This is a genomic window from Micromonospora sp. NBC_00898 (assembly GCF_045207895.1).
Taxonomy (GTDB): domain Bacteria; phylum Actinomycetota; class Actinomycetes; order Mycobacteriales; family Micromonosporaceae; genus Micromonospora.
Genome location: NZ_CP108775.1, coordinates 5,120,606 through 5,142,001 on the forward strand (window position 1 = coordinate 5,120,606; position 21,396 = coordinate 5,142,001).

19 protein-coding genes are annotated in these 21,396 nt (G+C 73.6%); 9 read left to right on the plus strand and 10 right to left on the minus strand.

From position 1 onward, the window contains the following. Positions 1-90 precede the first annotated feature (90 nt). Both OG799_RS24835 and OG799_RS24840 read left to right on the plus strand, forming a co-directional pair. A complete protein-coding gene (locus OG799_RS24835) occupies positions 91-1,842 on the plus strand; it encodes an acetyl/propionyl/methylcrotonyl-CoA carboxylase subunit alpha (RefSeq protein ID WP_406038033.1) in 1,752 nt (583 codons plus the stop codon). 252 nt (positions 1,843-2,094) lie between these two features. Further along, on the plus strand, positions 2,095-3,534 hold the full coding sequence (locus OG799_RS24840) for a GuaB1 family IMP dehydrogenase-related protein (RefSeq protein WP_406038035.1): 1,440 nt from the start codon (positions 2,095-2,097) through the stop codon (positions 3,532-3,534). Positions 3,535-3,594: 60 nt separating this feature from the next. Here OG799_RS24840 and OG799_RS24845 read toward each other — a convergent pair whose 3' ends face one another. Beyond that, positions 3,595-4,152 carry a TetR/AcrR family transcriptional regulator gene (locus OG799_RS24845; RefSeq protein WP_406038037.1) on the minus strand — a complete coding sequence of 186 codons (558 nt, stop codon included), beginning with the start codon at positions 4,150-4,152 and terminating at the stop codon, positions 3,595-3,597. A 90-nt stretch (positions 4,153-4,242) separates the two neighbouring features. Here OG799_RS24845 and OG799_RS24850 point away from each other — a divergent pair, with 90 nt between their 5' ends. The 3 genes from OG799_RS24850 (at position 4,243) to OG799_RS24860 (ending at position 8,666) form a co-directional block, all read left to right on the plus strand. Further along, complete coding sequence (locus OG799_RS24850; protein ID WP_406046395.1) at positions 4,243-4,764, plus strand: MarR family winged helix-turn-helix transcriptional regulator; 522 nt, start codon at positions 4,243-4,245, stop codon at positions 4,762-4,764. Then, the gene (locus OG799_RS24855; RefSeq protein WP_406038039.1) at positions 4,758-6,491 is read left to right on the plus strand and encodes an ABC transporter ATP-binding protein; all 1,734 of its coding nucleotides are present in this window, start codon (positions 4,758-4,760) and stop codon (positions 6,489-6,491) included. Before OG799_RS24850 ends, OG799_RS24855 begins: the two co-directional genes overlap by 7 nt. Before the next feature lie 195 nt (positions 6,492-6,686). Then, complete coding sequence (locus OG799_RS24860) at positions 6,687-8,666, plus strand: ABC transporter ATP-binding protein (protein ID WP_406046396.1); 1,980 nt, start codon at positions 6,687-6,689, stop codon at positions 8,664-8,666. A gap of 164 nt (positions 8,667-8,830) precedes the next feature. Here OG799_RS24860 and thrS read toward each other — a convergent pair whose 3' ends face one another. Further along, the gene (thrS, locus tag OG799_RS24865) at positions 8,831-10,048 is read right to left on the minus strand and encodes a threonine--tRNA ligase (protein ID WP_406038041.1); all 1,218 of its coding nucleotides are present in this window, start codon (positions 10,046-10,048) and stop codon (positions 8,831-8,833) included. Between the two features lie 517 nt (positions 10,049-10,565). Between thrS and OG799_RS24870 the strand changes: the two genes are divergently transcribed. Both OG799_RS24870 and OG799_RS24875 read left to right on the plus strand, forming a co-directional pair. Next, on the plus strand, positions 10,566-11,174 hold the full coding sequence (locus OG799_RS24870; RefSeq protein ID WP_406038043.1) for a DedA family protein: 609 nt from the start codon (positions 10,566-10,568) through the stop codon (positions 11,172-11,174). Between the two features lie 105 nt (positions 11,175-11,279). Next, entirely contained in the window at positions 11,280-11,915 is a 636-nt protein-coding gene (locus tag OG799_RS24875) for a DUF998 domain-containing protein (protein WP_406038045.1), read from the plus strand. Here OG799_RS24875 and OG799_RS24880 read toward each other — a convergent pair. Continuing rightward, positions 11,872-13,275, minus strand: coding sequence for an NAD(P)H-quinone dehydrogenase (locus OG799_RS24880; RefSeq protein ID WP_406038047.1), 1,404 nt, complete (start codon positions 13,273-13,275; stop codon positions 11,872-11,874). The two genes, OG799_RS24875 and OG799_RS24880, sit on opposite strands and share 44 nt — an antisense overlap. 106 nt (positions 13,276-13,381) lie before the next feature. Here OG799_RS24880 and OG799_RS24885 point away from each other — a divergent pair, with 106 nt between their 5' ends. Next, positions 13,382-13,837: a gamma-glutamylcyclotransferase gene (locus OG799_RS24885; protein ID WP_406038049.1), complete on the plus strand. Its 456-nt coding sequence runs from the start codon at positions 13,382-13,384 to the stop codon at positions 13,835-13,837. A 92-nt stretch (positions 13,838-13,929) separates the two neighbouring features. Here the strand turns inward: OG799_RS24885 and OG799_RS24890 are convergent, their stop codons facing one another. From OG799_RS24890 to OG799_RS24915, 6 genes are all read right to left on the minus strand, one after another. Then, entirely contained in the window at positions 13,930-14,889 is a 960-nt protein-coding gene (locus OG799_RS24890) for a GNAT family N-acetyltransferase (protein ID WP_406038051.1), read from the minus strand. 97 nt (positions 14,890-14,986) lie between these two features. Beyond that, complete coding sequence (locus tag OG799_RS24895; RefSeq protein ID WP_406038053.1) at positions 14,987-15,628, minus strand: hypothetical protein; 642 nt, start codon at positions 15,626-15,628, stop codon at positions 14,987-14,989. Then, entirely contained in the window at positions 15,615-16,211 is a 597-nt protein-coding gene (locus OG799_RS24900; RefSeq protein ID WP_406038055.1) for an RNA polymerase sigma factor, read from the minus strand. The genes OG799_RS24895 and OG799_RS24900 overlap by 14 nt, the downstream gene beginning before the upstream one ends. Before the next feature lie 102 nt (positions 16,212-16,313). Further along, positions 16,314-17,060 (minus strand): SCO6745 family protein, encoded by a 747-nt coding sequence (locus tag OG799_RS24905; RefSeq protein WP_406038057.1) that lies wholly within the window; start codon positions 17,058-17,060, stop codon positions 16,314-16,316. A gap of 61 nt (positions 17,061-17,121) precedes the next feature. Further along, positions 17,122-18,060 carry a hypothetical protein gene (locus OG799_RS24910; protein ID WP_406038059.1) on the minus strand — a complete coding sequence of 313 codons (939 nt, stop codon included), beginning with the start codon at positions 18,058-18,060 and terminating at the stop codon, positions 17,122-17,124. A 3-nt stretch (positions 18,061-18,063) separates the two neighbouring features. Next, positions 18,064-18,693 (minus strand): MBL fold metallo-hydrolase, encoded by a 630-nt coding sequence (locus OG799_RS24915; RefSeq protein ID WP_406038060.1) that lies wholly within the window; start codon positions 18,691-18,693, stop codon positions 18,064-18,066. 117 nt (positions 18,694-18,810) lie between these two features. Here OG799_RS24915 and OG799_RS24920 point away from each other — a divergent pair, with 117 nt between their 5' ends. Beyond that, positions 18,811-19,818, plus strand: coding sequence for a DUF4349 domain-containing protein (locus tag OG799_RS24920; RefSeq protein WP_406038062.1), 1,008 nt, complete (start codon positions 18,811-18,813; stop codon positions 19,816-19,818). On the opposite strand, the gene OG799_RS24925 is transcribed toward OG799_RS24920, so the two are convergent. Then, complete coding sequence (locus OG799_RS24925; RefSeq protein WP_406038064.1) at positions 19,775-21,034, minus strand: amidohydrolase; 1,260 nt, start codon at positions 21,032-21,034, stop codon at positions 19,775-19,777. The genes OG799_RS24920 and OG799_RS24925 overlap by 44 nt on opposite strands. Positions 21,035-21,396 lie beyond the last annotated feature (362 nt).

Here is a 21,396-nt window from a genome sequence, read left to right on the forward strand (position 1 = left end):
GGAGTGCGGCATCCCACACTGAGCGATCGTTAGGGTCGCCGGGCCGGCCGATACACTCCCGGCATCGACCTCCCGGGAGGAGCCACCAAGGTGCGCAAGGTACTCATCGCCAACCGCGGCGAGATCGCCGTCCGCGTCATCCGCGCCTGCCGCGACGCCGGCCTGGGCAGCGTCGCCGTCTACGCGGACTCCGACCGGGACGCCCTGCACGTCACCCTCGCCGACGAGGCGTACGCGCTCGGCGGCGACACCGCGGCCGAGAGCTACCTGCGGATCGACAAGCTGACCGACGTCGCGGGCAAGGCCGGCGCGGACGCCGTGCACCCCGGCTACGGCTTCCTCTCCGAGAACGCCGACTTCGCCCAGGCCGTCATCGACGCCGGGCTGACCTGGGTCGGCCCCACCCCGCAGGCGATCCGCGACCTCGGCGACAAGGTGACCGCCCGGCACCTCGCCCAGCGCGCCGGCGCACCCCTGGTCCCCGGTACCCCCGATCCGGTCGGCAACGCCGACGAGGTGATGGCCTTCGCCGTCGACCACGGCCTGCCGGTGGCCATCAAGGCGGCCTTCGGCGGCGGCGGGCGCGGCCTCAAGGTCGCCCGCACCATGGAGGAGATCCCGCACCTGTTCGAGTCGGCCACCCGCGAGGCGGTCGCCGCGTTCGGCCGGGGCGAGTGCTTCGTCGAGCGCTACCTCGACAAGCCCCGCCACGTCGAGGCGCAGGTCCTGGCCGACCAGCACGGCAACGTGATCGTCGTCGGCACTCGGGACTGCTCGCTCCAGCGCCGGCACCAGAAGCTGGTCGAGGAGGCCCCCGCGCCGTTCCTCACCGACGCGCAGCGCCGGCAGATCCACGACAGCGCCAAGGCCATCTGCCGGGAGGCCGGCTACCACGGCGCCGGCACCGTGGAATACCTGGTCGGGGCCGACGGGACCATCTCCTTCCTCGAGGTGAACACCCGGCTCCAGGTGGAGCACCCGGTCACCGAGGAGACCGCCGGCATCGACCTGGTCCGCGAGCAGTTCCGGATCGCCGACGGCGAGAAGCTGCGGTTCACCGAGGACCCGACCCCGCGCGGCCACGCCATCGAGTTCCGCATCAACGGCGAGGACCCGGGCCGCAACTTCCTGCCCGCCCCGGGCACCATCACCGCGCTGCGGCTCCCCACGGGTCCGGGCGTCCGGGTGGACACCGGCATCTCGGCCGGCGACGTCATCGGCGGAAACTTCGACTCGCTGCTGGCCAAGGTGATCATCACGGGCGAGACCCGCGCCGAGGCGATCGAGCGGGCCCGCCGGGCGCTCGACGAGATGGTCGTCGACGGCATGGCCACCGCCCTGCCGTTCCACCGGCTGGTCGTGCGCGACGAGGCGTTCACCGCCGAGCCGTTCACCGTGCACACCCGGTGGATCGAGACCGAGTTCGACAACACCGTGCCGGCGTTCACCGCCGCCGCCGGCACCGCCGAGGCGCCGGCCGAGCGCGAGACCGTCGTGGTCGAGGTGGGTGGCAAGCGGCTGGAGGTGATCCTCCCCGCCGGCCTCGGCGCCGGTACGACCACCGCCGCGCCCGCCGCGAAGAAGCCGGCCCGCCGGGGCGGCGGGGCCAAGGCGGGCGCCGCGGTCAGCGGGGACGCGCTCACCTCCCCCATGCAGGGCACCATCGTGAAGATCGCCGTGGCGGACGGGGACACCGTGGCCGAGGGCGACCTGGTCGTGGTGCTGGAGGCGATGAAGATGGAGCAGCCGCTGCACGCTCACAAGGCTGGCACCATCAGCGGCCTCTCCGCCGAGGTCGGCGGAGTCATCACGGCGGGCGCCGCGATCTGCACCATCGTCTGATTCGTCGCCCCGACCGGCTCGCCAGCTGCTGGGAACCGACACCGCCGTGAGCGATATGCCTGAGAGTCATATTTGTGCCTCTCAGGCATATCGCTCACCAGGCATGTGCCCGGGCGACATGGCACGACCCCGCCGAACCCACCGGGCGAGCGGCCGTACCCTCGGCTCGCCGGCATGGGCGCGCGGCGGCCAGCCGGGTGGTTTGGGCCACCAGCGGCGGCGGGAGCGGGCGCGAGCAGGAATGATGGCCGGGTGCGGTTCCTTCATGGCGCGGTCCCCGCGCACGACCTGACCTACAACGACGTCTTCATGGCGCCGGCCCGCTCCGAGGTGGGCTCGCGGCTCGACGTCGACCTGGCCACCGGCGACGGCACCGGTACCACCATCCCGCTGGTGGTGTCGAACATGACCGCCGTCGCCGGCCGCCGGATGGCCGAGACGGTCGCCCGGCGCGGCGCGATCGCGGTGATCCCGCAGGACATCCCGATCGAGGTGGTGGCGAACGTTGTCGCCTGGGTCAAGCAGCGGCACCTGGTGCACGACACGGCGATCACCCTCGGCCCGACGGACACCGTCGGCGACGCGATCCACCTGCTGCCGAAGCGCTCACACGGCGCGGTGATCGTGGTCGACGAGGCCGGCCGCCCGGTCGGCGTGGTCACCGAGGCGGACACCGTGGGCGTGGACCGGTTCGCCCAGCTCCGGCACGTCATGTCGACCGAGCTGCACACCGTGCCGGCGGACGCCGATCCGCGTACCGGCTTCGACCGGCTCTCGGCCGGGCGGCGGCGGCTCGCCCCGGTGGTCGACGACCAGGGCCGCCTGATCGGGGTGCTGACCCGGCAGGGCGCGCTGCGCGCCACCCTCTACAAGCCGGCCGTGGACGACCGGGGCCGGCTTCGGATCGCCGCCGCGGTGGGCATCAACGGGGACGTGACCGGCAAGGCCGCCGCGCTGCTGGAGGCCGGGGTGGACACGCTGGTCGTGGACACGGCGCACGGCCACCAGGAGCGGATGATCTCCGCGCTTCGGGCGGTCCGCAAGCTCGACCCGGCGGTCCCGGTGGCGGCCGGCAACGTGGTCACCGCCGAGGGCGTACGCGACCTGGTCGAGGCGGGCGCCGACATCGTCAAGGTGGGCGTCGGCCCGGGTGCGATGTGCACCACCCGGATGATGACCGGCGTCGGCCGGCCGCAGTTCTCCGCCGTGCTCGACTGCGCGGCGGCGGCCCGGGCGCTCGGCCGGCACGTCTGGGCCGACGGCGGCGTACGCCACCCACGCGACGTGGCCCTGGCGCTGGCCGCAGGCGCGTCCAACGTGATGATCGGGTCCTGGTTCGCCGGCACCTACGAGTCCCCCGGCGACCTCTACACCGACGCCGACGGGCGGCGCTACAAGGAGAGCTTCGGCATGGCGTCGGCCCGGGCGGTCAGCGCGCGGACGGCCGAGGACAGCGCCTTCGACCGGGCCCGCAAGGCGATCTTCGAGGAGGGCATCTCCTCGGCCCGGATGTACCTCGACCCCGCCCGCCCCGGCGTGGAGGACCTGATCGACGAGATCATCTCCGGGGTACGCAGCGCCTTCACCTACGCCGGCGCCCGCAACCTGGACGAGTTCCACGAGCAGGCCCTCGTCGGCGTGCAGAGCACCGCCGGCTACACCGAAGGCATGCCCCTCCCCACCAGCTGGTAACCACCCACCCGCCCCGCCCGGCTCGTGTTGATCAAGCCCGGCCTCGGGCGTCGGGCGTGGTCAGTCGAAGAGGCGGCGGATCACGGCGCGAGCGGCGTCCTCCGGGTCGTCGCCCGCGTCGGGCGGCAGCGCGCCGGCCAGCCAGAGGGTGGCGAAGCCGTGCACGATCGACCAGGCGGCGAGGGCGTCGCGGGCGGGCTCGGCGGCAGGGCGGGCGGGCAGGGCGGCGACCCCGCCGCGCAGCGCCGCCCCGGCCCGGGAGCGGGCGGCGGCCACCTGGGGGTCGTCGGCCCGGTAGAGCCCGGGGGCGAACATCACCTCGAAGTGGGCGCGGTGGTCGACCGCGAAGCGGACGTACGCCACGCCGGTCTCGAGCAGGTCGCCAGCGGGTCGCCGCAGCGCCTCGGCGAGGAGGTCGAAGCCCTCGACGGCGAGCGCGGTGAGCAGGCCGGCCTTGTCGCCGAAGTGATGTGCGGGGGCGGCGTGCGAGACACCCGCCCGACGGGCCAGGTCGCGCAGGCTCAGCGCGGCCGGCCCGGCCTCGGCGATCGCCTCGGCCGCGGCGGCGAGCAGGGCCCGCCGCAGGTCGCCATGGTGATATCCGCGGGTCGTCGTCACCCCGGCAGCATATCTTGGCAGCGACAAGATTGTCTGTCGGGAATTAGTTTGGCCCCTGACGGTCCGGTAGCTAATCTGACGGCTGTGAAGATGGAACCGCTCGTCCGCTTCCCCGACATGCTCCAGCACGCGCCGCTCGGGCGACTGATCGCGATCGCCGGGCATGTCGTCGAGCAGCACTGGGGGCGCTACCTGGCCGAGCACCACGGTCTCACCTCGGCCGGCATGCGGGTGCTGTTCATCCTGAGCCGCATCGGCGACAGCACCCACCGGGAGGTCGCCGAACGATGCTTCATCCGGCCCGCCACCCTCACCGGCATCGTCGACACCCTGGAACGTGACGGCTTCGTCGAACGTCGCCGGGACGGCACCGACCGCCGCACCGTCCACTTGACCCTGACCGACAAGGGCCGCCGGCACGCCCAGCAGGTCACCGACCTGATCCACAGCGATCGCCCGCTCACCTCGGTCGACGCCGACCCGGCGAAGAAGGCGGTGATCCGGGAGTTCCTCACCGAGCTGATCACGACCATGTCCGACGGGGAGGTCGGTCGGTTGAACCAGAGCGAGGATTCCGCAGCCGATCCGACGCCGAGGAGCCGTCCATGCTGATCCGCCTGCTCCGCGACCAGCTGCGCCCATACCGCCGACCCCTCGCGGCCGTGGTGGCGCTGCAGTTCGTCGGCACGATGGCCTCGCTCTACCTGCCGAGCCTCAACGCCGACATCATCGACCGGGGCGTCGCCCTCGGCGACACCGACCAGATCATGCGTACGGGCGGCTGGATGCTGGCGGTCAGCCTGCTCCAGATCGCCTGCTCGATCGCCGCGGTGTACCTCGGGGCGCGGACCGCCATGGGGTTCGGACGGGACGTCCGGGCGGCCATCTTCGCGCACGTCAACCGCTTCTCCGCCCGCGAGGTCGCCCGGTTCGGCGCGCCGTCGCTGATCACCCGGAACACCAACGACGTGCAGCAGGTGCAGATGCTCGTGCTGATGAGCTGCACCATGCTGGTCGCCGCGCCGATCATGTGCGTCGGCGGCGTGGTGATGGCGCTGCGCGAGGACCTCGGGCTCTCCTGGCTGATGCTGGTCAGCGTGCCGGTGCTGGCCATCGCGCTGGCCATGATCATCCGGCGGATGGTGCCGGGTTTCCGGGAGATGCAGACCCGGATCGACACGGTCAACCGGGTGCTGCGCGAGCAGATCACCGGCATCCGGGTGGTCCGGGCGTTCGTCCGCGAGCCGTACGAGACGCGGCGGTTCGGCGTCGCCAACGCCGACCTGACCGCGACCGCGCTGCGCGTCGGCCGGCTGATGGCCCTGATCTTCCCGGTGGTGATGCTGGTCCTCAACGTCTCCAGCGTCGCGGTGCTCTGGTTCGGCGCGCAGCGGGTCGACGCCGGCCAGATCCAGATCGGCGCGCTGACCGCGTTCCTGCAGTACCTGATGCAGATCCTGATGGCCGTCATGATGGCCACCTTCATGCTGATGATGGTGCCGCGCGCGACGGTGTGCGCCGAACGGATCGTCGAGGTGCTGGACACCGAGTCGTCGGTGGTACCGATGGCCGACCCGGTGATCGCGGTGACCAGGCGCGCCGAGCTGGAGCTGCGCCGCGTCGCCTTCCAGTACCCCGGGGCGAGCGCGCCGGTGCTGCACGACATCTCGTTCCGGGCCGGCCCCGGCCGGACCACGGCCATCATCGGCTCCACCGGCGCCGGCAAGACCACCCTGCTCACGCTGATCCCCCGGCTGGTCGACCCGACCGCCGGCGCGGTGCTGGTCGACGGGGTGGACGTGCGGCTGCTGGAACCGGACGAGGTATGGCGCCGGATCGGGCTGGTGCCGCAGCGGCCGTACCTGTTCAGCGGCACGGTCGCCAGCAACCTGCGGTACGGCAACCCGGACGCGACCGACGAGGAACTCTGGCAGGCGCTGGAGATCGCCCAGGCGCGTGACTTCGTGGCCGAGATGCCGGGCGGGCTGGAGGCCCCGATCGCGCAGGGCGGCACGAACGTCTCCGGCGGCCAGCGGCAACGGCTGGCCATCGCCCGGGCGCTGGTCCGCCAGCCGGAGATCTACCTCTTCGACGACTCGTTCTCGGCGCTCGACCTCGGCACCGACGCCCGGCTGCGGGCGGCGCTGCGGCCGGTCACCGCGGACGCGACGGTGGTGATCGTGGCCCAGCGGGTCTCCACGATCGTCGACGCCGACCAGATCATCGTGCTCGAGGACGGCGGCGTCGTCGGCATCGGGCGGCACGAGAACCTGCTGGAGAACTGCCCGACGTACGCCGAGATCGTGGCGTCCCAGCAGACCGCGGAGGTGCCGGCGTGAGCGCGAGGAGTGAGCCGGGGTTGCGAGCCCCGCAGTCGCGAACCGAGATGGCGCCGTGAGCGCGAGGAGTGAGCCGGGGTTGCGAGCCCCGCAGTCGCGAACCGAGGTGACGCCGTGACCGAGCCGACCAGACAGCCCGGCCCCCGGGACGGCCGGGTCGCCGTACCGGGTCAGAAGCAGGCCCCGGAGGGGGCGATGCCGAAGCGGCTGCCGCCCGCCGGGCGGCGCCCCGGCGGCCCGCCGTGGATGGGCGCCGCGATGCCCGCCGAGAAGTCGATGACCTTCGGGCCGTCGGCCCGGCGGCTGCTCGGCCGGCTGCGGCCGCACCGGCTCCAGCTGGCCGCCGTGATCGCGCTGGCCCTGGTGAGCGTCGGGCTCAGCGTCGCCGGGCCGAAGCTCCTCGGCCACGCCACCGACATCATCTTCAGTGGAGTGATCGGCCGGCAGCTGCCCGTCGGGACCAGCACCGAGCAGGCCGCGGCGGCGGCCCGGGCGGCCGGCAACGACAACTACGCGGACATGCTCGCCCGGATGGACGTGGTGCCCGGCGCCGGGATCGACTTCACCGCCCTCGGCCGGGTGCTCGTCCTGGCCCTCGCGCTCTACCTGGCGGCCAGCCTGCTCTCCTGGTGGCAGGGCTGGCTGCTCAACGGGGTGGTGCAGCGGACCGTGCTGCGGCTGCGCGCCGAGGTGCAGGAGAAGCTCAACCGGCTGCCGCTGCCCTACTTCGACCGGCAGCCCCGGGGCGAGCTGCTCAGCCGGGTCACCAACGACATCGACAACATCTCGCAGACCCTCTCGCAGACGCTCAGCCAACTGCTCACCTCGCTGCTGACCCTGGTCGGCGTGTTGGCGATGATGGTCTGGATCTCGCCGCTGCTGGCGCTGGTGGCCCTGGTCGCGGTGCCGCTGTCGGTGCTCGTCACCCGGCAGATCGCCAAGCGGTCGCAGCGCCGGTTCATCGCGCAGTGGACGCACACCGGCGAGCTGAACGGCCAGATCGAGGAGGCCTACACCGGCCACGAGCTGGTCAAGGTCTTCGGTCGCCAGCGCGAGGTGGAAGCCGCCTTCGCGGCCAAGAACGAGGAGCTGTTCCAGGCCAGCTTCGGTGCCCAGTTCATCTCCGGCATCATCATGCCGGCGATGATGTTCGTCGGGAACCTCAGCTACGTCGCGATCGCGGTGGTCGGCGGGCTGCGCGTGGCGTCCGGGACGATGACCCTCGGCGACGTGCAGGCCTTCATCCAGTACTCGCGGCAGTTCACCCAGCCGCTCACCCAGGTCGCCTCGATGGCGAACCTGCTCCAGTCCGGGGTGGCCTCCGCCGAACGGGTCTTCGCGGTGCTCGACGCCGACGAGCAGGCGCCGGACCGGCCCGCACCGGCCCGGGTCACCGGCCGGGTCGAGTTCTCGCACGTCTCCTTCCGGTACGACCCGGACAAGCCGCTGATCGACGATCTGTCGCTGGTCGCCGAGCCCGGCCACACCGTGGCGATCGTCGGGCCCACCGGCGCCGGCAAGACCACCCTGGTCAACCTGATCATGCGGTTCTACGAGCTGGACGCCGGCCGGATCACCCTCGACGGCATGGACATCACCGCGATGCGCCGGGACGAGCTGCGCGGCCGGATCGGCATGGTCCTGCAGGACACCTGGCTCTTCGGCGGCACCATCCGGGACAACATCGCCTACGGCCGGCCGGGCGCGACCGAGAAGGAGATCCTGGCCGCCGCCCGGGCGACCTTCGTGGACCGGTTCGTCCGCAGCCTCCCCGACGGGTACGACACCGTCATCGACGAGGAGGGCAGCAACGTCAGCGCCGGCGAGAAGCAGCTCATCACCATCGCCCGGGCGTTCCTGGCCGAGCCGTCACTGCTGATCCTCGACGAGGCGACCAGTTCGGTGGACACCCGCACCGAGGTGCTGCTCCAGCGGGCGATGGCCGCGCTGCGGTCGGACCGGACGAGTTTCGTCATCGCGCACCGGCTCTCCACCATCCGCGACGCCGACCTGATCCTGATGATGGAGAACGGCCGGATCGTCGAGCATGGCACCCACGATCAGCTCGTCGCCGCCGACGGGGCGTACGCCCGCATGTACCGGTCCCAGTTCAGCCAGGCCGTGGTGGCCGACGAGGCCGAGCCGCTGGCCCAACCGGCCAGGGCGGGGAGCTGACGGTGGACGATCCAGCCGGCCCGACACCGGCTCCCGTCCGCGACGGACGGGAGCCGGCGGGCGCGCGACGGGCGGCGGCGTCGACCGCGACGGCGACCCGGTCGGTCGGCCACGGGCGGCCGGGGCGGCCGGCGCGGGCGGGACCGGGGCCCGGCGCGGCCGGGTCAGTCCGCCGGGAGCAGGCCGGCCGAGCGGACGGCGACCACCTGCCCGATCAACCCGAGGGCGTCGGCGACCGGCATCGGGTTCAGCACGCGGCCGTCGCGCAGCCGCAGCGAGACCGCGCCGTCGGCCGCCTCCCGGGGGCCCACCACCCCGACGTACGGGACGCGGCGGCGGGCGGCGTCGCGGATCCGGGCGCCCAGCGAGCCGGCCACGTCGACCTCGGCCCGCAGGCCGGCCGCCTCGGCCCGGCGGATCAGCTCGACCGCCGCGTCGGCCTGCCCCTCGTCGACCGGGAGCAGGACCAGCTGCACCGGGGCGTACCAGGCCGGGAAGGCGCCCGCGTGCACCTCGATCAGGTACGCGAAGAGCCGCTCCATGCTGCCGACCAGGCTGCGGTGCACCAGCACCGGCCGCCGCCGCGACCCGTCCGAGTCGGTGTACGACAGGTCGAACTTCTCGGGCTTGTCGAAGTCGAGCTGGATGGTGGAGATGGTGGACTCCCGGCCGGCCGCGTCGACGATCTGGATGTCGATCTTCGGGCCGTAGAAGGCGGCCTCGCCGGGCGCCTCGGTGAAGTTCACCCCGTCGAGCGCGGCGCGGAGCAGGTCCTCGGCCCGCGCCCACTCGGCGTCGTCCCCCACGTACTTCTCCCCCGGCCCGCGCAGCGACAGCCGGAACCCGGCCGGTCGTACGCCGAGCGCGGCGTGCGCCTCGCGGATCAGCCGCAGGATCTCGCGGACCTCGTCGCCGACCTGCTCCAGGGCGCAGAAGTTGTGCGCGTCGTTCAGCGAGATGGCGCGGACCCGGGACAGCCCGCCCAGCACGCCGGAGCGTTCCGCCCGGTACATCCCGCCCAGCTCGGCGATCCGCAGCGGCAGCTCCCGGTAGGAGCGGCCACGGGCCCGGAACACCAGCGCGTGGTGCGGGCAGAGCGCCGGCCGGAGCACGAACTCGTCGTCGGCGCTCAGCCGCATCGGCGGGAACATGTCGTCGGCGAAGTAGCCCAGGTGGCCGGAGATCTCGAACAGCTCCCGTTTGCCCAGCGGCGGCGAGTAGACGTGCCGGTAGCCGGCCCGGCGCTCCAGGTCGCGGACGTACTCCTCGACGGCGTGCCGGGCGGCGGCGCCGGCCGGCAGCCAGATGGGCAGGCCGGCGCCCGCGAGCGGGTCGGAGACGAACAGCTCCAGCTCCCGGCCGAGCCTGCGGTGGTCGATCATGTCGCTCTCCTTGATCGGGTACGACCCGGAGGCGACGCGGCCCGGAACGCGACGCGGCCCCGGGGCGGTTCGCCCCGGGGCCTGGTCGACGGTTACGTCAGCGCGGCACGCCGGGGATTCCCGGCGTCGTGGTCACCATCGCGCTGCGCATGCGGCGACGGTACGCCCACGAGGCTGGCGCGCACATCCGGATTTCGTGGTGACGAGGACGGAGAGGGTGCGGGTCGCCGGCACGGGACCTGCCGGCGACCCGCGGCGGCCCGGTCGTCAGGAACGGGGGACCCGACGTCCGTGGGGCCGCGCGCCGACAACGGTACGCCGACGAGCGCCGATCCGCCGCCCGTCGCCGGGCCACGGGCCACGCCGACGTCCCGTCACATCCGGCGTCGCCGTGTCGTTGTCATTCAGTGGTCCTGCCGTGTCAGCGGTCACCACCGGCCAGGGCCCCGCCCGGTGACGCCGGACACGCCGTCAGGCTCGGTGCAGGCAATCGGGGGAAATCGGCGAGGTGGCAGTCGTGCCCGAACTCATCACTGACATCGCGTCGCCGACCTGGGCGTACCTCGCGCTGCTGGGGCTGCTCATCGCCGACGCCTTCGTGCCGGTCATCCCGACCCAGGTCGTCATGATCACCAGCGGCGCGCTGACCGTCTACGGCGGGCTGAGCCTGCCGCTCACCATCGCCGTCGGCGCGCTCGGCGTATTCGCCGGCGACCTGGCCTGCTACCTGATCGGGCGGGGCGCGCCGGACCGCCGGGAGGCCCGGCACGCCATGCCGGGCCGGGCCCGCCGGATGGCCGGCCGGGTGACCCGAGGGCTGCGCGAACCGGGGCCGCTGGTGATCCTGCTCTGCCGCTTCGTGCCGGGCGGCCGGATGGCGGCCTGCTTCTCCGCCGGGCGCAGTCGCTATCCGTACCGGCTCTTCCTGCTCTACGAGGCCGCCGCGGCGGCCGGTTGGGCGACGTACGGGACGCTGGTCGGGCACCTGGGCGGGACCGCGCTGACCCAGTCGGCGTGGCGGCTGGCGCTGATCGGCGGCGCGGCAGCGGCCGGGTTCGCGGGCGCGGGCTGGGCGATGACCTTGATCAGCGCCCGCAACGCCCGCCGCGAGGTCCCGGTCGACTGACCGAACGCCCGAGCGGCGACAGGCTTCCTCTAGGGGACGTCCCGGGGATCGATGTCGGTGGCGGTCCCGGATCCGCTTCGGGTGCCCGCGGCGACAGGCTGAGGCATGCCTGGAACCCGGACGCGTGGTCTGCTCGCCCTCGGCGGGATCGCCGTGGCGGCGGTGCTCACCCTGATCGGTCACCTCGAGGTGAACGACGACCTCAGCCCCTGGTCGCTGACCGTCAGCGACTTCGCCGTCTCCGACCGGGGCGGTGTGATCGACGTGGCGATGGCGGTGCTCGCCGCGGCCACCGCCGCACTGATCCCGGTCCTCCGGCGGCTCGGGGCGGGTCGGCCGGCGGCGGCCCTGCTGGGGGCGTGGACCGCCGGCCTGGTGGTCGCCGCGCTGGTGCCGACCAACGAGCCGGGCGCGCCCCTGGACGCCGCCGCCTACCTGCACCGGTACGCCTCGGTGGTCGCCTTCCTCGCCCTTCCGCTCGCCGGCTGGTTGCTCGCCCGGCACCGGGGCCGCGCCGCCCCGTGGCTGCGTGCCCTCGCGCTGACCAGCCTGGCTCTCGCCGCGGCCATGGTCTGGTCCGCCTACCCCGGCCACCGGGTGCTGATCGGCCTCGCCGAACGGCTGCTGATCCTCACCGAGGTCGGCCTGCTCGCCGTGGTCGCGGCGAGCCTGGTCCGCCGGCCCGACGGCGCGGCGGTCACTCCAGTTCGTGGAGCATCAACTGGCGGGCGGCCTCGGTGATCGAGCCGGACAGGCTCGGGTAGATGGTGATGGTCTGGGCCAGTTCGTTCACCGTGAGGTTGTTCTCCACCGCCATGGTGATCGGCAGGATCAGCTCGCTGGCCTTCGGCGCCACCACCACGCCGCCGATCACCTGGCCGCTCGCCGGCCGGCAGAACAGCTTGACGAAACCGTCGGCCAGGTCGTCCATCTTCGCCCGGGCGTTGCCCGACAGCGGCAGCATCACCTGGCGGGCCGGGGTCTTGCCGGCGTCCACCTCGTCCTGCGAGACGCCGACGGTGGCCAGCTCCGGGTCGGTGAACACGTTCGCCGCGACGGTACGCAGCCGCAGCGGCCGGACCGCCTCGCCGAGCGCGTGCCACATCGCGATCCGGCCCTGCATGGCGGCCACGCTGGCCAGCGGCAGCACGCCGGTGCAGTCGCCGGCGGCGTAGACGCCGGGAACGTTGGTCCGGGACACCCGGTCGACCGTGACGTAGCCGCCCCGGGCCAGCTCCACGCCGTACTCGGCGAGGCCGAGGCCGGCGGTGTTCGGGATCGAGCCGACGGCGATCAGCGCGTGCGAGCCGGACACCTTGCGACCGTCGGAGAGCTCGACCTCGACGCCGCCCTCGGTACGGCGGACCGCGTCCGCCCGGGAGTTGTTGAGGATGCTCATCCCCCGGTTACGGAACACCTGCTCGATCGCCATCGCGGCGTCGGCGTCCTCGTGCGGCATCACCCGGTCCCGGCTGGAGACCAGGGTGACCTCGACGCCCATCGCGAGGTACGCCGAGGCGAACTCGGCGCCGGTCACGCCGGAACCGACCACGATCAGGTGCTCGGGCAGCTCCGGCAGGTCGTACACCTGGCGCCAGGTCAGGATGCGCTCGCCGTCCGGCACGGCGGTGGGGAGCTGGCGGGGGGTGGCGCCGGTGGCGACCAGCACCGTGGAGGCGGCGATGGAGTACTCCGCGCCACCGTCGGCCGGGGTCACGATCACCCGGTGGGTGTGACCGAGCGTGTCCTCGCCGAGTCGGGCGGCGCCGGCGACGAACTCCACCCCGGCCTTGACCAGCTTCGTGTGGATGTCGGCGGACTGGGCCAGCGCGAGCCGCTTCACCCGCCCGTGCACCGCCCGGGCGTCGACGGTGACCGCCTCCAGCCCGTCGGAGTGCACCCCGAACTCCTCGGTGTCCCGGTACCCGGTCACCACCTCGGAGCTGGCGATGAAGGTCTTCGACGGAACGCAGTCGGAGAGCACGCAGGCACCGCCGGCCCCCTCCGCCTCCACCACGGTGACCTCGGCGTCGAGCTGGGCGGCGACCAGCGCCGCCTCGTACCCGGCCGGCCCCCCGCCGATGATCACGATCTGGCTCACAGCGCTCGCCCCTCGTCAGTGCTCACAGTGACTTTCTTCTCCCCAACGCGCTCGACACGCACCGTCGTATTCTCCCCCACCCACCGGCCGGGCTATCGTCATCGCCGTGCGTCATTACGCCGCCTACGGCTCAAACCTGGACCCCGCCCGGATGCGCGCCTACTGCCCGCATTCGCCGATGGTGGGCACCGGCTGGCTGGAGGGGTGGCGGCTCACCTTCGCGGGCGAGGACGTCATCGGCTGGGAGGGCTCGGTCAGCACCGTGGTCGAGTCCCCCGGTGACCGGGTCTTCGTGGCGCTCTACGACATCCACCCGTACGACGCCGCCCAGCTCGACGAGATCGAGGGCGTGACCGCCGGGACGTACCGCAAGCTCACCGTCCGCGTCTCGACCCTGGACGGGGACGTGACCGCCTGGGTCTACGTCTTCGACGGGTACGAGGGCGGCCTGCCGACGTCGTGGTACCTGTCGGAGATCGCGAACGCGGCGGAGAAGGCGGGCGCGCCGGACGACTACGTCACCGAGCTGCGGTCCCGCCCCACCGGCACCGCGTCGGCGTAGCGCGTATCGCACGCCTCCAGTCTGCTCCGGCCGCCGCCCGGACCGGCCGCCGACCCCGGCCCGGGTCGCCAACGCCACACGTCGGCGGCGGGTCAGCCGGCGGCCTTCACCACCAGCTCGTACATGTCGACGGCCCGCACCTCGCGCAGCCCCACCGACCGGTAGAGGGACAGCGGGGCGGTCGGGTTGGCCAGGTCGACCCCGAGGCCGGCGCTGGCCCGGCCCTTCGCCGCGTACCGGGTGAAGGCGTGGGTGAGCAGCGCCGCCCCCACCCCCCGGCGCCGCGACTCGGGCCGCACGGCCAGGTTCTTCACGAAGCCCTCGTTCTGGTCGAGCCCCTGACCGGAGGACTGCAGCACGCCGGCCGGCTCCCCGTCCACCTCGGCCACCCACCACTCGTCCCAGTCGGTGTCGGGGCCGAACCGGGCCCGCCAGGCGGCGTAGTCCTGCGGCTCGTAGTCGGGGGTATCCCGGAACGCCACGTCGTAGACCCGGTGGAAGGCGCGCAGGTCCGCCTCGTCGTCGGCGCGGACCGGACGGATCGCCACGCCGGCCGGCGGGGGCGGCGGGGCGGCGGGCAGCCCGGCCAGCGGGCGACTCATCCGGACGTACCGCTTGACCAGGGCGAACCCGGCGTCGAGGAGGATCTTCCGCCACTGCTCCTCGGGCTCGTACGCGGCGCACCGGACGGTGAGTGACGGCAGTCCCCGCTCGGCGGCCCGCTCGGCGACCCGGGCGAGCTGCCGGTCCAGCAGTGGGGCGCGGACGGCGGACCCACGGTCGGGGTCGACGAACACCTCGACGAACTCGCGTCCCTTCCCGGTGGGGTTGTCGAGGGTCGCCCAGGCGACGACCGCGCCGTCCGGGTCCAGCCCCAGCCAGGAGTCCACCGCCGGATCGACGTTCGGCGCGGTCAGGCACCCCGCCACGTCCTCGGCGGAGAAGTCGGGGTACCCGATGGCGAAGGTGTCGGCGGCGTGCACCACCGCCAGGATCGCCGGTACGTCGTCCAGGGTGGGTCGGCGGGCGGTCCAGCCGGCGGGGAGCGTCACGCCGCCGATCCTGGCAGGCCACCCGCCGACCGCGCCGCCGATTTTTGCCGGGCGACGATCCAGCGGCCGGTGCGGGCACCGACCGCTGGAGAGGCGCTCAGCCGGCGGGTTCCGGGGCGCAGGGCGTGACCGGCCCGTTGGCCAACCGGATCACGGCCCGCTGGCTGCGGTTTCCGTGCTTGTCCTTGGCGAGTTGGACCACGTACACGAAGGTCTGATCCGGCTTGATGTACCGCGGGTTGAGCTTCCAGTAGCGGTTGCCCTCGTCACCGAACGGGCCCCAGTCGACCATCTCCCGTGGCGTCTGGTCGGGGGGCACGAGGTCTCCCCGGGGTTCCCGGCACCTCATGCCCCCGGGCAGGTAGTCCACGGCCGCCCGCACCCCGAACGACTCGATCCGGTGTTCCAGGCCCTTCGGGTCGCGGTAGTCCCGGATGTAGACCCGGATCGAGCCGTCCGGATCGCGCACGACGGCGTACGCGGGGGTTTCCCGCAGGCCCAGCAGCGGCGGGCCGGCGACCACGCCGACCGCCGCGAGCGTCAGGGCGCCGCCGAGCGCGAACACCAGCCGACGACGCGGGCGGACCAGCCGATCGTCCCGGCTGCCGGCCGCCGGGGCGCCTGCCGGGTCCGGCGCGGCATCCGCCGGTCTGGCCGCCGCCCGCTCCGCGACGACCTCCTTGAGCTGGACGAGCAGGCGCTCCTCGAAGGGAACGGACGGGTGCTCAGACGAATTCATGCGTGGTTCCTCCTGTCGAGCGCGATGGAACGTGAGTGGCAACTACGTCGCTCAGCACCTTGCGGGCCCGGTGCATCCGCACCCGCGCCGCGATCGGTGAGACGCCGAGGGCGGCTGCCGCCTCGGCCACGGTCAGGCCGTCGACGGCCACCAACTCCAGGAGCCGACGCGTCGCCTCGGGCAGATTCGCCAGAGCCTGGTACACCCGCCGGGCGGCGCTCTCCGCGTCGATGCGCTCCTCCAGGCGCGCCAGATCCGTCGAGTCGAGCAGCCGCCGTCCGGAGATTCGTCGGGTGGCGTCCGACTCCCGCCGGGCGCGGCGACGCTCGGCGGCGAGCACCCGGTGCGCGACCCCGAACACCCAGCCGATCAGGCTGCCGCGATCCGGTCGGTAGGTGTGCGCGGACTCGATGACCGCCAGGAACACATCGGCGGTCAGGTCCCCCACCAGGTACGGGTCGTCGACCCTCCGCGCGATGAAGCGGGTGACCTCCGGGACGTACCGGCGGTAGAACTCCTCGAAGGCGGCAGGGTCCTGCGCTATGCCCGCTTCATCGTGATCCGTCTGTTCAACATCACCCACGGCTCCTCCGGTTCGCTGCTCCGACTCGCTGTCCACCTGTACTTGGGCCGGGCGGACCCTGGTGTTACATCCGGTGCCGGATCGGGCCCGACCGGGGCAGCCTCAGCGGGCCGGACCGCGCAGCTGCAGTCGGGCGGCGGTGAGCAGGTCCAGCAGCTCCGCCCCCTCGCCGGGGCCCAGCGCCCGGAACGCGGTCGAGGCCAGCCGGTCGGTCACCGCCTCGGCCCAGAGCCGCCGCCGGACCAGCGGCCCCACCGGCGGGTACGGGGGCGGCCAGCCGCAGGCGGCGGCGCCCGCCTCGCCCTCCGGCCCGGCCAGCACCGCCTCCAGCGGGGTCATCCCGGCCGCCCGAACGGCGAGCAGGTACGCCCCGGCGAAGTGCTCGCGGAGCAGGAGCAGCCCGACGGCCGTCCGGGCCCCGGGCGACCGGTCCGGCACCGGCATGGCCCGCCAGGCGGCGAAGAGCGGCATCCCGCTGGCCTCCGCCGCGTCGACGATCCGTTCCAGCAGCCCGACCAGCCGGGTCACCCCCGGCGCGTCGGCGAGGTGCTGGCCGCCCCAGCGGCAGCACTCGGCCAGGTTCGCCGCGGCCACGTCCACCGGTGGGATGGTACGGGCCGCGGCATCCCAACCGTCGGCGAGCGCGTCGGGGGCGATGAAGCCGAGGGCGGCGGCGACCGTCTCGGCGCGGACGTCGCCGAGCGCGCCGGCCCGGCCGGTGATGTAGAACGCCCAGCCGGAGATGCCGAGCAGGCGGGCCCGGCGCAGGGTCCCCGGGCAGCGGCTGAACGCCTCCCCGAGCTCCAGGACCAGCGGCTTGCTGGCGGCGGCGACCTGCTCGGGGGTCATGCGCCGGACAGCGCAGCGGGGGGCGCGGACACCGTCCGTCCACCGTGGTCATCCATCCCGGTCAGTCTGCCTCGTGACCGTCGCCGGCGGCATCCCCCTCTTCGGCGTCCAGCGCCTCCACCGCGGCCTCGACCTCGCCGGCGCGCCGGCGGGCGGCGGTGACCGCCCGCTCGGCGGCGCGGCGGGCCAGCTTGGCCCGGCTCAGCTCCTGCTCGGCGACGGCCCGCCGGCGCTCCAGCTCGGCGAGTTCGGTCTCGATCCGGTCCAGCTCCGCCGCACCGTCCTGGGCGGACCGCACCGCGCCGGCCAGCTCCGCCTCGGCACGGTCCTGGTCGGCCCGGGCCCGGGCCAGCTCCCGGTCCAGCGTCCGGCGGCGTTTCGCCCGCTCGGCCCGGGCGGCCCGGTCCGCCGCCCGCTCGTCGCGCGCCCGCCGGGCTTCGGCCCGCTCGGCCGCCCGGTCCGGTACGGCGGGCTCCTCCGCGCCCCCGGTGACCAGCCGCAGCTGGGGTCGGGGCACCTCGCCGAAACCGGCGTAGCTGGTGGCCCGGAGCAGCCGGCCGGCGCGGATCTGTTCGGCCACCTCGGCGTCGGAGAGCGCCGCGTTGAGGGTCGCCTCGACCTCGGCCAGCGGCAGCTTCCCAGCGGGCGGGGCCTCGCCGGTCTCCGCGGCCAGCCGGCGTACCTCGGCGACCAGGGCGCCGACCACGGCCCGGCGCTGCGCGGAGAGCTCGCGGAGCTTGGCGCCGCGCAGGTCGCGCTGGGCGGCGCGGAGCGCGTCGGCGAGCTGCGCCAGGTCGGCCACCAGCTCGGGCCGGCGGATGGCCAGCAGGTTGACCAGCCAGGCCGCCACGGTGGGCCGGCGCAGCCGGGCGATCTCCCGGGCGGCGGCCCGGTCGCCGGCCCGGCGGGCCTCCTCGGCGGCGGCGTCCCGGGCCGCGACGAACCGGTCCGGCGGCGTCGCGAAGAGCCGCTCGACCAGTTCGCGGGAGGGGCCGGCCACGGGTCAGGCGTCGAACCGGGAGCCCGGTTCGAGCCGCTGGTACTCGGTGTTCGAGAGTGCCTTGTACTGCCGGTCGAGCACGGCGAACCCGTTGCCGTTGAGCAGGCCGTCGTGCAGGGCGTACGCGCGGCGCGGGGCGACCGCCCGGATGAAGTCGACCACCTCGGAGAACTTCGACCAGGGCGCGTGGATCGGCGCGAAGAGGGTGTCCACCTGGACCTCCTCGGGGACGACCAGCGAATCCCCCGGGTGGTAGACCACGTCGTTGATCAGGTAGCCGAGGTTCTCGATCACGGGGATGTCGGGGTGGATGACGGCGTGCTGACCGCCGTACGCGCGGATCGCCACCCCCGCGGCGGTGAACGACTCTCCCGGCGCGACCACGGTCAGCGCCTCGGCCGCGTCACCGAGGACGCCGGCGAGGGAGGCCGGACCGTTGACGGTGAACGGGCGACGCTCCAGCGCCCGGGCGAGCGTTTCCGGGTTCACGTGGTCCGGGTGCTGGTGGGTGATCAGCACCGCGTCCGCCCCGTCCAACGCCTCGGGCTCGCTGTACACCCCGGGGTCGACGACGAGGACACCCCCGTCGTGCTCCAACCGGAGGCAGGAGTGGGCGTACTTGGTGACCTGCATCGTGACTCCTCGATTATCGAATCGTGACGTCCTGAGCGCAGTCTGCCGGAACCGGCGCGGCACCGCGCCGCGTCCGACGTATCGCCCCGATGCGGGGCCGTGAGGATCGGAGCCGGGATGAGCGTATTGGGAAAAGGGCGTCGGGGCGTACCCCTGGCGGCGGTGGGCCTGGCCGCGGTGCTGCTCGCGGGGGGTTGCGGCGCGGGCGGCGTGCAGAATGACAGCGCTCCGGCGGCGAAGGCGCCGGCCGGCGGCGCGGCGGACCAGGGCCAGGCGGCGCCGGGCGAGGCCGGCGCGGGCGCGCCGGACCTGCGGGTCGACCAGCGGTCGATCATCTACACCGGAACGGTGCAGGTGCAGGTGGACGACGTGGAGCGGGCCGCCCGGGAGGCGATCGCCACGGCGGACGCGGCGGGCGGGTTCGTCGGCGGCGACCAGCGGCGCAGCGAGTCGGCGGACGCGCGGGCCGAGCTGGAGCTGCGGGTGCCGGCGGCGAAGTTCACCGAGGTGGTCGACGAGCTGGCGAAGCTGGGCCGGCAGCAGCGGCGCGAGGTGCACACCCAGGACGTCACCGAGGAGACGGTCGACCTGGACGCCCGGATCACCAGCCAGCGGGCCCGGGTGGATAGTGCCCGCCGGCTGCTGTCCCGGGCCACCTCGACCAGCGAGCTGGTGAGCCTGGAGAACGAGCTGGGCCGGCGGGAGGCCGACCTCGCCTCGTTGGAGGCGAAGAAGCGCCGGCTGGCCGACCTGACCGCGCTGTCCACCATCACGGTGACCTTCGTCGGGAAGGACGCCTCCACCGAGGAGGAGCCGGCCGACATCGGGTTCCTGGCCGGGTTGCGGGGTGGCTGGCAGGTCTTCGTCGCCTCGGTGACCGTGCTGCTCACGGTGCTCGGCGCGCTGCTGCCGTGGCTGGTGGCCGTCGGCCTGCCGGTGGCACTGTTGATCCGGGTGCTGCGCCGCCGCCGTCGGCGTCGGACGCCGCCGGCTGGGCCAATGCCGCTGGCGCCGCCGGTCGGTCCGATGCCGCCGGCCGGGCCGATGCCGCTGGCGCCGCCGGCCGGCCCGCCGGGTGGTCCTACCGCGCCGCCGCCAGTGCCCGCAACGCGGTCTGCACCATGAGGCGTACGCCGGCCGGGATGGCGCGCTCGTCCGGGTCGAACGAGGCCCGGTGCAGGTCCACGTTGGGACCGGCCCGGCCGACGCCGAGGCGGGCCAGCGCCCCGGGCACGTGCTCCAGGTACCAGGAGAAGTCCTCGCCGCCCATGCTCTGCGGGGTCTCCGCGATCCCCTCGGGGCCGAGCGCGGCGGCGGTCGCGGCGGTCAGCACCCCGATGGCCCGGGCGTCGTTGCTGACCGGCGGCCGGCCGCGCAGGTATTCCAGGTCGACCGTGGCGCCGGTGGGGGCGATGACGTCCCGGACCACCTGGGCGACGATCTTCGGCGCCTGCTCCCAGGTGTCGCGGTCCATCACCCGCAGGGTGCCGGCGGCGCAGGCCTCGGACGGGATGACGTTGTAACGGGTGCCGGCCGAGGCGTGGCCGAACACCAGCAGCAGCCCGCTGTTGGCCGGCACTCGGCGGCTGACCAGGGTGGGCACCTCGGTGACCAGCCGGCCGAGCGCGTCGACCAGGTCGACGGTGAGGTGCGGACGGGCGGTGTGCCCACCCGGCCCGGTGAGCCGGACGGTGACGTTGTCGGCGGCGGCGGTGATCGGGCCGACCCGCAGGCCGACCTTGCCCACCGGCAGGTTCGGGTCGCAGTGCACGGCGAAGATCTGCACCACGTCGTCGAGGCCGCCGGCCTCGATGACCTCCAGCGACCCGCAGGGCAGGATCTCCTCGGCGGGCTGGAAGATGAGCCGGACCCGGCCGTCGAGCTGGCCGAGGTCGGCGAGCTGGGCCAGCAGCATGCCGACGCCGAGCATCACGGCGGTGTGCACGTCGTGGCCGCAGGCGTGGCAGACGCCGTCCACGGTGGACCGGTACGGCACGTCCTTGGGGTCGGTCAGCGGCAGCGCGTCGATGTCGGCGCGGAGCGCGATCACGGGGCCGTCCGGCCGCCCGTCGATGTCGCAGATGACGCCGTTGCCCTTGGGCAGCAGGCGCGGGTTCAACCCGGCCAGGGAGAGTTCCCGGGCGATCAGGGCCGCCGTCTCGAACTCCTCGCCGGAGAGCTCCGGGTGGGAGTGGATGTGACGGCGGGTGGCGATGAGGCCGGGTACCCGCAGGGCGAGCAGATGGTCGAGCTCGAAGGGCAGGGGCTGGGACCCGGCTGGCGCCTCCGGCCAGGACGACGCCAGGTGACCGCCCGTGGGCAGCGTCAACGCACTCGTCACGTCGAATTCTCGATCACTAGAGATGGATGGATCATCGGGGAGGACAGCAGACAGCCTAGACCTCCGGCGGTGACGCTGGGCAACATCTTTCCCGTAGCGATCGGACCGCACAGCGTCACGAATCCCCTGGTGAGAGGGCTCGAATATCTGCGGGACAGCAGGTAGATCGCGGTCGAACGCCGTCATCTGCCCCCCACCTCCTACAACGCGTAACCGTTTCGGCGGTCACGAAAACCCGGGACGTCGTTCCGAATTGTCGCATTAGTCGCGACAATTAACTGCCGCTCCGACAATTAACCGACGACGCTCGGCGGCCGGGCGGCTCCCGACGGTGACATGACCGACCCGAACGCGACCGCACA